This is a genomic window from Agriterribacter sp., assembly GCF_035445465.1.
Classification (GTDB): Bacteria; Bacteroidota; Bacteroidia; order Chitinophagales; family Chitinophagaceae; genus Agriterribacter.
Genome location: NZ_DAOMQT010000085.1, coordinates 1 through 11,259 on the forward strand (window position 1 = coordinate 1; position 11,259 = coordinate 11,259).

At 45.0% G+C, this 11,259-nt stretch carries 8 protein-coding genes; 4 read left to right on the forward strand and 4 right to left on the reverse strand.

Going from position 1 to position 11,259, the window contains the following annotated elements; translation table 11 throughout:
* Positions 1 to 30: 30 nt before the first annotated feature.
* Together PLE34_RS20740 and PLE34_RS20745 are read right to left on the reverse strand one after the other, a co-directional pair.
* Positions 31 to 2,385, reverse strand: a complete 2,355-nt coding sequence (locus tag PLE34_RS20740; RefSeq protein WP_324560185.1) for a hypothetical protein — start codon at positions 2,383 to 2,385, stop codon at positions 31 to 33.
* Positions 2,386 to 2,545: 160 nt separating this feature from the next.
* Positions 2,546 to 3,430, reverse strand: a complete 885-nt coding sequence (locus PLE34_RS20745) for an alkaline phosphatase family protein (RefSeq protein WP_324560187.1) — start codon at positions 3,428 to 3,430, stop codon at positions 2,546 to 2,548.
* 215 nt (positions 3,431 to 3,645) lie between these two features.
* Between PLE34_RS20745 and PLE34_RS20750 the strand changes: the two genes are divergently transcribed.
* The 3 genes from PLE34_RS20750 to PLE34_RS20760 are packed head-to-tail and all read left to right on the forward strand — an operon-like array spanning position 3,646 to position 7,145.
* Positions 3,646 to 5,355 (forward strand): S8/S53 family peptidase, encoded by a 1,710-nt coding sequence (locus PLE34_RS20750; RefSeq protein WP_324560189.1) that lies wholly within the window; start codon positions 3,646 to 3,648, stop codon positions 5,353 to 5,355.
* Between the two features lie 31 nt (positions 5,356 to 5,386).
* Entirely contained in the window at positions 5,387 to 6,892 is a 1,506-nt protein-coding gene (locus tag PLE34_RS20755) for a C25 family cysteine peptidase (RefSeq protein WP_324560192.1), read from the forward strand.
* Positions 6,879 to 7,145: a hypothetical protein gene (locus PLE34_RS20760; protein ID WP_324560194.1), complete on the forward strand. Its 267-nt coding sequence runs from the start codon at positions 6,879 to 6,881 to the stop codon at positions 7,143 to 7,145. Before PLE34_RS20755 ends, PLE34_RS20760 begins: the two co-directional genes overlap by 14 nt.
* Before the next feature lie 106 nt (positions 7,146 to 7,251).
* Here PLE34_RS20760 and fmt read toward each other — a convergent pair whose 3' ends face one another.
* Complete coding sequence (fmt, locus tag PLE34_RS20765) at positions 7,252 to 8,283, reverse strand: methionyl-tRNA formyltransferase (RefSeq protein WP_324560196.1); 1,032 nt, start codon at positions 8,281 to 8,283, stop codon at positions 7,252 to 7,254.
* Positions 8,270 to 9,595, reverse strand: a complete 1,326-nt coding sequence (locus tag PLE34_RS20770) for an exo-beta-N-acetylmuramidase NamZ family protein (RefSeq protein ID WP_324560197.1) — start codon at positions 9,593 to 9,595, stop codon at positions 8,270 to 8,272. The genes fmt and PLE34_RS20770 overlap by 14 nt, the downstream gene beginning before the upstream one ends.
* Before the next feature lie 275 nt (positions 9,596 to 9,870).
* Here PLE34_RS20770 and PLE34_RS20775 point away from each other — a divergent pair, with 275 nt between their 5' ends.
* Positions 9,871 to 11,118 carry a 4-hydroxy-3-methylbut-2-enyl diphosphate reductase gene (locus PLE34_RS20775; protein WP_324560199.1) on the forward strand — a complete coding sequence of 416 codons (1,248 nt, stop codon included), beginning with the start codon at positions 9,871 to 9,873 and terminating at the stop codon, positions 11,116 to 11,118.
* The last annotated feature ends 141 nt before the right edge of the window (positions 11,119 to 11,259 follow it).

Consider the following 11,259-nt stretch of genomic DNA (forward strand, 5'->3'; position numbering starts at 1 on the left):
TGCCTTATACATCAAAACCTTCTTCCGGGCTTACCGTTTCAGCAACCAAACATCTGAAATACGGGAATGCTGCCGCCAGTTCAGGTTAGATTCTTCCGGCTCATCAAAAGTTACTGTTATTTTTCCATCACCGGTGAGCGATAAGGGAATGATCCATTCCTTAAAAGTATCCGCTTCTTTATTATAAAGTACAGGAGAAAGCCTTAGCCCGTCAACGCGAAGCAGCGCATCGCCATAACCACAAACACGGATAATATACCGTGCCCCCGGTTCCAGGTTACCGTAATCCAGTACGGGAGCGCCCTGGAATAATTGGAAAGAAAGGCGCTTGCGGCTGAAGCCATTATCCCACCAGGCCACATCGGTAGCATCGTAAGAAATGGTTTTTACCCGCGGACCCTTGCTCACGCTGGAAATATCGTCGTAGTAACTTCCATTGCCGGGGTTTTCCCAGTTGGCAATGGTTTGCAGGGCAGCCATTTGTTCCTCAGGCGTTTTCATTAACTGTATTTTTTTAAATTCATCTGCCAGCCACCAGCGGTTATTCAACGGGTAATCTACATGGTCGAGCACAGCGCCCCTTTCATAATTTTTCGCTTTGTACTTAGGCACGCTGGTTTGTAATCCTATAGATGCGAACAGATCGGTGCATAAATCTTCAATCCTTTTTCTAAGCTCAGGTGCAACCGGCCGGGTGTCTGCTTTATCCACAGTTGCCTGCGCTATATCCATCGCTTCTTTTATGTTTACCGGCTTAACCGCCGCAAGTACATCATTAGCCTGTTGCTCCAAAGATTGTTCATAGATCAGTCTTCTGCGGGTATAAACATCGTAATAAGCACGCAGCAGCAACATCTGCCAGCGCCAGTTCTCTTTGAATTCAGGATGACCGGATTCCAGCTTTTTCCAGAATGAAAAGGTAGCTTCCACTCCGCCGTTTTCGGCCAAAGGGCCTTTCCAGTTGCGTTCCAGCGCGGCAATGCCATCAGCCGCCGGCGCTTCAACAGTACCGCTAAAGAAAAATTTACCGTATTGCTTCAAAATTTCATTTACATCCATTTGCGGGTCCCAGCCCCGCATGCTCCAGATCACTTTGTTAACATCGTCATGACAGCCATCCGAATAAGAAACAAACCCATCGGTAAAGGGGGCATAGGTTTGATGGATCTTCGCAAATGCATAAGGCCGCGGGTTTACCGATTCGCGGCCCAAGGTTAACGCATAGGCCTGATCGAACTCCTCAACAGGGAATTCGCAGCGAACGGAATGCGTAATATCGGGGTACTGCCGGTGCTGGTATTGCTGAGGCAGCCGGTAGCGGGTTTCGGCTATGGGCGGGCTGCCCGGCCCCGATACCACACCCTGCAGCCAGGTGGGTTTTTCCCGGTTGAGATAACGGTAGAAATAATCAACCTGTTCTACACTAAATCCCTGCAGCGAAATCCATATTTTGGCGTTGGGATGGTATTTGATCAGCCTCGTATGTAAGTCTTTGAGAAAAGGTATTACTTCCGAAGGTTGGTTATCGCCGGGGTCGCCTCCGGGGAAAAAAATATGATCGAGCCTCGGGCACTGCCGGTAAAAATTTTCATGCATATCGAGCTCAGCTTTTCGTTTTGCCTTATCCGTGAGGTCGAAGGTAGCCGGCGTCCATACCCAATAGTCCATATCGTATTTCCGGCATATTTCACTGAGCCGGATATTCATTTCGGCGGCCGGTATGGTAAAAAGCGGGCTGGGGGTTTCATCTTCGTGGAAAGGAATACCTTCAACCGCATTGCTTCCAAAAATGGCCAGATCACGGATGTACTGGTCATATTGCGCTACCGTCCAAGCGTCGTAAGAATTAGCGGTTGTACGGTATCCCAACTGGTGGCCGCGAATAGGGTATGCAGGAGAAGAAGCGATATCTGTTCTTTCATTAAGCTGTAGTTTATTACGCGCCATATCAAGATTCCGCAACAGCCATCCCGCCCCAAACAATATACCCCGGTCATCTGCGCCAATGATCCATACTACGGTGCCATTGTTCGTAACGCTGCTCACTATGCGAAATCCTTCCTTTTTATATTCGGCGCCGTTCTTATCCTGCCTGACTGGAATTGCAGTTTCCATCAATTGTTCATCGGCAGATAATACCAAAGCAATAACAGGTGTTCCCTTTTTGGGCCAATTGGCGGTATTTTTAAGCAAAATGCCGGTACGCTTGGCAATCTCTTCCGAAAGCACCTGCGAAACGGTTGCCTGCATGCCAGGCGAAACGGATGGGGATGTGAGGATAACTGCATTTTTCAACTGTATGGGCTGTGCGGCGGATGAAAAGGCAAAGGCCAACAGCAATAAGATGACACCAATGAGCTTTGTGAAAACCCTGTGTACGGGCATATAAGATTGTTGAAGCATATTCCGGAGAGAAAGGAGAAAGGCGAATATACTCAAGCAGGCAGATGGTTATTGCCTGTTGGATAAAAAAGCAGGCCAATAAGAATAAAGGCCTGCATACCAAAACTAACTACAATTTATGATACCTGCTACGCGAAAAAACTTATTTAAATGCTTCAGCAACCGGCTTTCCCCGCCAGCTTTGCGGCGCTTTAAGCTTCAGCAGCCACGCGATGGTGGCACCCGTATCGTAAGTAATAATGGTGCTATTTAGCTGGCGCCCTCTCTGAACGCCTTTACCATAAACGATCCAGGGTATCTGCACTTCATTTAATGATTTGCCGCCATGGCCTTTGTCTTTGCCGCCATGATCTGCCGTTACCAGTATAACCGTGTGCTCCGCTATGCCGGCTTCCTGAACCACATTCACAATTTTACCTATCCGCGCATCTGCTTTTTTCAGCTCGTTAAAATATTCAGGCGTATGATGACCAATGTTATGGCCAACAACATCCGGCTGGTGAAAATGGATAAATGTTAATGCCGGTTTGTGTGATTTTATAATAGCCGCAGCCGTATCGGCACAGAAATCATCATCATCACCGGAGGACACACGTATAGTTGTGGCTTCTTTTTCTACCAAAGGGTTAATGCCCGGCCAGCTATAAATTAACGCAGATATAGCAGCAGGTTGCTGTTCTTTCAATAAACTAAAAACAGTGGGAAACATCCCATACTGGTTGATATCAACAGAAGGTATTTCAGGTACGGCGCTGCCCCATTCCGTATACCCGTGCATGGTAGGTCCCGCCCCCATTAGCATAGAGGCCCAGTTTACCGCGCTCGACGAAGGCAATACCGAACGGGCCTTTAAAGACCATGCGCCTTCTTCCATCATTTTTTTTAAATTAGGCATATCGGCCTGTGGCAAAGCATAACCGCCAAAGCCATCACAACCAATCAATATAACATGCTTTACTTTTTTAGGCTGAGCATACAGAGCTGCCACCAACAGCATACAGAACAACGTAAAAAGTGCTTTCTTCATTTTTGTCATAACCGTATTAGCTTTTATTTCATTACTTAACGTTAGCTCAACCGGCCGGCAGCGTTACAGCAAAAAACGGGGTTTATATATAATAAACTTTTGTTTACTATATATAAAAATACCGAACGGCCAAATTAATCGTATTCATGAATAAAAAAAATTTTTCCCTTTTTATTTTTACTTTATCGGAACTTTTTTGACCAAACGGCTATGACATGAAACGATACAACCAGCCTGTTGAAATGATTATTCAGCAAATGCCCGGAAGAGCAGGCGCTAAAGGGAAGCTGCACCCCGATGCCACAAAAGCGGTACAACAGCAATTAAAAGCGGCAGGGATACCGGTTAGTTCCGTTAAGGAACCGGCACCTGAGATAGCTGTGCGGTCTGCCTCAAAATTTAAGACCACTATGACGGGAAATATATATGTTAAAACAAAAATCAGTGATACTGAGGTGAACCCCTGGGATGTGGCGCATATGTCGCGTACTGCGTTAAACAACAGGCATACCTTTGTAGAACCGGATTTTTTGCAGGAGTTTACCATTAACAAAAAAATAAACGATCTGCCTAAAAAAATAAATGCCAAATCTTTTGGAAGTGATACGAATGATCATGATGCAGACTGGCCGCCGGATAAAAACATCATATGGCATTTGGATGATGCCTGGTCTCAGTTAAAAAAAGCCAGAGAAAGTGTACAGGATAATGATGCGCTTATCCGTATCGCGCATCTGGATACAGGATATAGCGCCACTCATTTTATTGTTCCCGGCAGCGTAAAGAACAATAAGCTGCAACGCAATTTTGTTGACGGAGAAAAGGTGGATGACGCCCACGATCCTTTAACAAGCGGCTTCTTAAAAATGCCGGGGCACGGTACAGGCACACTGGGCATACTGGCCGGCAATACCATTGATTTACGCACGGATAATGGCCGGTTCAACGACTATCTGGGCGCCGCTTGGTTTGCAGAAGTTATTTGTTGCAGGATAGCCGCTTCCGTAGTGTTATTAAAAACAAGCGCGTTTGCAGAAGCGTTGAACTATATTACCCGGATAAGCACCGGCGGCACGCCTGTGCATGTAGCTTCCATGAGCATGGGAGGCGCCCCCTCGGCATCCTGGGCAAAAGCGGTAAATGCCGCCTATGAGGCCGGCATTACACTGGTAACGGCCGCCGGTAATAATTTTAATGGTTTGCCTACACGGCATGTAATTTATCCGGCACGGTTTGGAAGGGTAATTGCAGCATGCGGCGTTACTTACAACATGCAACCTTATGCAAGTCTGAAGCCGGGTGAAATGCAGGGCTGCTTTGGACCAAAGCGGCACATGAAAAAAGCACTGGCGGCATTTACACCTAATGTTCCCTGGGCAGGTACAGCAGAAAATAATATCCGTTTTAACGGATCGGGTACATCGTGCGCGGCACCACAAATAGCAGCAGCAGCCGCTATTTATTACAGGCAGCATTATACAGCGCTCAGCCGGCTTAAGCCCTGGCAGCGGGTAGAAGCCATCCGTTTTGCATTATATACATCCGCCAAAAAAATGGTGCGTAATGCACCGCTTACTTATAATCACTATTTTGGGAACGGCATATTGCAGTCCAATGATGCACTGAGCATAGGTGTAAAAACGAACCTAACAAAAACACCCGAAGATCAGGTACCCTGGTTCCCGGTTTTGAGTACCATCTTTAAAACAAACAATGCACAATCCGTACCGGCCATACAAATGTATAATACCGAACTGGCGCAGTTAGTTTACACTTACCCCGAACTTTCGGCATTAATTGATGACGAAAACCGCCCTTACGAAAAGATAGGTATAAAAAAATGGAAACACTTTACAACAGCCGTAATTGCGCATCCCGGCACGTCTGTTGCTTTAAAAAAAATTCTTGAGCAGGCCCGGATCTGAAATTTATTTTACACTTTTAATACCAACTGCCATGTACGCAAAAAAGATCATCATAACTGCCAAAAGCACGCTTACATTAAAGTACGGTTCAGCGTTTCCGAAAATAAATAAGCTGTTGCAGGCACTGAAAGCAGCCGACAAAAAAAGAGGAATAGCCGCCCGTATTGTTTTTATAGATGATGCAGTATCTGCCAAACAAGCCGGTATTAAGCCCGTAAAGAACGTAACTGCCAGGGAATGTAAAAGAGCGGTGGATGATCTGTATAAAAAATACGTTCCCGATTATATTGTACTGGCAGGTTCTCAGGATATTTTCCCTTTCCAGGATATCCATAACCCTGCCGATGCGGATGGAGATATGACGGTGCCTTCCGACCTGCCCTATGCCTGCGATGCGCCTTACAGCAAGAACATCCAATCCTTTACCGGCCCCACCCGGGTGGTAGGCCGTATTCCGGATGTTCCCGGCGAAAATGATATACAATATTTTACTACCATCATCAATAATATTATAAAAGCCAAACCGCGGAAAGAGGCGCTCTATATGGAGTATTTTGGTATAAGCGCGTATGTATGGCGTAAATCAACCGAGCTGAGCCTGCAAAGCATGGTGGGCAATTACAGTAATTTGCTCCTCAGCCCAGGCTCAGCAACAAGCTATACCGCTGCACAGCTAAAAAAACGCACCCATTTTTACAATTGCCACGGTGCACAAAACGACATGGCATTTTACGGACAAAAAGGAAGCAGCTATCCTGTTGCGATCAGTTCAGCGCAATTGAAAGGGAAGATCAGCGAAGGCACCATAGTAGCGGCAGAATGTTGCTATGGCGCTGAACTGGTAAATCCCGTTCTGCTTCCCCAACCTAATGCATTAAGCATTGCCAATATGTATTTAAACAACAACGCGGTGGCTTTTATGGGCAGCAGCACTATCGCATACGGCCCTGCCGATGCACAGGGACTTGCCGACCTCATAACACAGTATTTTATAAAAAACATTATCGGCGGCGCATCAACCGGCAGGGCGTTGCTACAGGCAAGACAGCAATTTTTAAGCGAATCAGGTCCCCACCTTGATCCCTATGAACTCAAAACCGTTGCCCAGTTTCATTTGCTGGGCGATCCGTCTGTATTACCTGTAATTGACGACAGTGTAAGAAAAATTGTTTCGCAAAACACGGTGCAGAATACCCGGATGAAGCTATTCAATAAAGGCAGCGACCTCAAAAAGAATCTTGCTCCCAGCCATAAAGAAAAAACAGTAACGCCGTCTGCGCATCAAAAAGATCTTAATACGCTGCTGAAGGAAACCGGCTTTACCGCTTACGACAAAAAGGGGTTATATAAAGCCAGTATAAAAACAGGCACCCAGAGCATAGCAGAGAAAAAACTCGCACCCCGCACAGCCAGATTCCGTACTTTCGTTAAAGCCATTTCCACACCGGGTTCCGTTGGTTTTAACAATATTAAAGTACTGGTGGTTAAAGAATCCAGTGAACAATTACTTGGCTGGAGGATTTATGAGCGGAGATAAAAAAAACATAAATAAAATACAGGAGGTACAGCTCTCCGGAAGGGTTGTAATGAAAAAGCTTTCGGAAGGTTCCAAATCGGAACGCAATGCTGTAATGCTGCAAACAAAAAACAAAGCATATGTTTTGAGGAAAATGGGTGGCAATCCATTTAAGGATGCATCGCTTGAAATGCTTGCAGGGAAAAGCATAACAGCCACGGGAATACTGAACCGAAATCTATTTTTGGCAAAAGAGATCAGGGAGGATATATAGTTTTCGGTTTCTGGCTTTTAGTCTTTTCCAAATTCTAAAATTCACCCACTTCCACATTTGCACATTTGCATATTTGCATATTTGCATATTTCCCACATTTTCACATTCAAACCTTATTCCCTCTCAGGAACGCGTCCACCGGCATCCGTTTCTTTCCTTCCAGCTGCAATTCCAGTATTTCAATATATCCATCCCTGCCCGAAAACCGCAGCAGTTGTTTTCCGTCTGACTCATGCCTGCCGGGAGGAATGAGCGGTATAGTCATATCTTTTTTTGCCCGGAAGATCTTTAACGTTTTTTCACCCAGCAAGGTAAAAGCGCCGGGGAAAGGCGATAAGCCGCGTATTAAATTATAAATTTCATTCACCGGCTTATCCCAGTTTATCCGGCAGGTTTCCGTAAATATTTTGGGGGCGTGTTTGAGGTGGTTGGTGGTGAGTGGTAAATGGTGAGTGGTAAGTGGTGAATGGTGCTGCACCGTTTCTTCAATGGTTCCGCCTATCAGTCCGTCTATGGTTTGTACCAAAAGCTTTGCTCCAGTTTCTTTCATCCGTTCGTGCACTTCGCCTGCGGTTTCATCATCACCAATAGCAAAACGTTGCTGCAATAAAATATTACCGGTATCTATTTCGTGCTGCAGCTTAAAAGTAGTTACACCGGTTTCTTTTTCGCCATTGATCACTGCCCAGTTAATGGGCGCCGCACCGCGGTATTGCGGAAGCAGGGAGCCATGTACATTAATGGTGCCCATAGGCGGCATATTCCATACCACTTCGGGCAACATGCGAAATGCAACTACAATTTGTATATCCGCTTTCAATGATCTTAATTCCTCTACAAATAACGGATCCTTCAGCTTCAGCGGTTGCAGGATCTTTAATCCTTTTTCCGCAGCATATTTTTTAACCGCGCTTTCCGTAAGCTTCATGCCCCTGCCGGCAGGTTTATCCGGAGCAGTAACAACCGCAACTATGAGATAGCCTGCCTGCACCAATGCGTCTAATGAGGCCACAGCAAATTCGGGCGTACCCATAAATACGATACGGAGAACTTTACGATCTGGCAGGGAAGATGGTTGCGTTGGCGACATTGGATGCAAAATTACTAAACCGTTATCCGCCCCGCTAAAAATCTTCATACAGCAAATATTTCTTTCTCAACTTTTTAAATGCGGTTAAGCCGGGCTCCCAGCTTTTACGGATATCCTGCTCCGGCACACCGTTTTTAATTTGCTGCCACAATTCATTATTGCCTGCCAATTTATTAAAAAAGGATGCTTCCATTTTGCCGGACTGGGGAATAATAAAGAATTTTTCTTTTTCCGGGAACAGCCGGTATGCTGCTATCAGCCATTGTAATTGCACTTTATTATCCACCTTTTTCAATACCTCATCCGGCGATCCGCTCAAATCCCATCCGTAACAAAGCTGTCCGTATAGTTTTGAGTTCTTAGCCCCTTCGGTTGGATTGGGTGTAAAAGAAAATAAGTTGTTGGGCAAAGATGGATGTCCGAACACCTGGAAGGGCTTCGCTGTTCCCCTGCCTTCGCTTAAAACTGTTCCTTCAAAAAAACAGGTGGAAGGATAAAGATATACAGACTGGATATCGGGCAAATTAGGGGAAGGACGCACCAGCAGTATATATTTACTGTTATGCGTGTAGTTGCCGCACGTAATAATAGTAAGACTGAAGTTTGATGAACTAATGTTTGTTCCGGGTTTTGGGTCAATGTGCACTACAGGTTGCGCTGTTGTTTTTACCGAAAGCATATTTTCTTTCAGCAGCATGTAAGCGTATTCACCAATCGTCATTCCATATACCACGGGTACGGGCTGCATACCAACAAAAGATTTGTATTGCATATCCAGCACAGGTCCGTCTACATAAAAGCCATTAGGATTGGGCCGGTCCAAAATGACCAGCGGTTTATTAAACGCTATTGCGGCTTCCATAAATTCCTGCAACGATGAAATATAAGTATAGAACCTAACGCCCACATCCTGTATATCAAAAACCAGCACATCTACATCTTTAACATCTCCGGCTGCAGGTTTTCGTTTACTGCCGTATAACGAGATAACCGGTATGCCTGTTTTGGTATCGGTGTAATTTCCCACTTTTTCACCCGCATCGGCAGTGCCCCGAAAACCATGCTCAGGCGAAAATATTTTTTTGATAATAACACCACGGCTTTTTAAGGCATCTACCAGATGGGTGTTGTCTGCCATTGAGGTTTGATTGGCAAAAACCGCAACGGCTTTTCCCTTTAATAATTGAATATACTCATCGAAACGCTGTGCACCGGCAATAATATTATCATTTTCATTTATACCGTCTGTTAAGCGGGAAAGAACGGGTTCTTTCCTATTGGATGCAGCCGGTGTATGATAACATGCAATTCCGGTAATAAAAAAAGCCGATAGCGCTATAATGAAATGGTTTGCCGGCATAACATTTAATTAAAAATTATATAGATCACATTATACGAAAAATATACCGCTCAAATATCCTTAAACTTTTGCAGAAAGAGCCGGAATCCTGGGTGCATTTATGCAGTTGCTTTAACTTTTGTTTTCTGATAATCCGGATAATTCATTCTGCTTTTTACAGATTCCTATGCGAAAATTTGAGCTTTTCGCTCCGAAGGTAAATGCACCCATGCGCTTTCCGCCAATACCGGTTGATCCAAACTTCGTACCTTTGCGCAATTGTATTTTCCATTTGTATGAAACAGTTTAATGTTCCTTTCATATACCGTAGTCCGCTTATATCGGCCATAAAACAGAAGCGTAAGCAGCAGGATAAGATGAAGAAAGACTTCACCCCTACCCTGCTTAACCTGGGCAATGTACATATTTACCTGGCAAGGCACTTCGGATTTTGCTATGGTGTAGAAAACGCTATTGAGATCGCTTTCCGTACAGTGGATGAAAATCCGGACAAACGTATTTTTTTACTGAGCGAAATGATCCATAACCCCCACGTAAATGAAGACCTGCAGGAAAGAGGGGTACGGTTTCTCCAGGACACGCATGGAAAGCAATTGTTACCTTTTGAATCGCTTACACCCAACGATATTGTTATTACCCCTGCTTTTGGCACTACACTCCATATTGAAAAGCAGCTAAATGATATAGGGCTTGAAACCAAACAATTTAATACTACCTGCCCTTTTGTTGAAAAGGTATGGAACCGTTCCGAACAAATTGCAAAAAGAGGGTACAGCATTATAATACACGGAAAGCCCCGGCACGAAGAAACACGGGCTACCTTTTCACACAGCGCCGTTAACGCTCCCGCCGTAGTAGTAAAAGACATGGAGGAAGCTATAGCACTGGGGAAATATATTACCGGTGAAAAAACGGCTGCACAGTTTAGCAGCGAATTTGAAGGAAGGTTTTCAGAAGGATTTGACCCGGCGGAGCACCTGCAGCGCATTGGCGTAGTAAACCAAACCACCATGCTGGCAGCCGATACACAGGCTATCGCGGATTATCTTAAACAGGTAATGATACAACACTACAGGCTAACCGAAGCTACCCTGGCAGAACATTTTGCCGACACAAGAGATACGCTCTGCTATGCTACCAATGATAATCAAACCGCCGTTTCGGGAATGCTGAACACCGATGCCGATATTGCCCTCGTAATAGGCGGCTATAACAGCTCCAATACTTCCCACCTGGTAGAATTATGTGAAGAAAAATTACCCACTTATTTTATTAGCAGTGAAGCCAAGATCCAGTCTAAAGAAAAAATCCTTCATTATAATTTTCATACAAAGGAAGAAGTGCTGACAACGGGCTTTCTTCCCCTGAATATCCCGGCAAAACTGCTTATTACCAGCGGCGCCTCCTGCCCCGATGCGCTCGTGGAAGATGTGATCAGGAAGATCGCTTCTTTTTACCATGCGGAAGATAAAATTGAAGCATTAATCCGGGAATGGACTTCAGGGGCTTCCATTCCCACGTAGTAAGGGGAATACGCTCCTTTAAGAACTTAGGATTTAATATAGCCATCAGGCAACACGCCATGAATTTTTCTTTGTATTCTATGTGACTATGTTTGTGCCATGCAAGTTCTTTCAAAGATGGAGAAGAGAGTCGTAAAGATT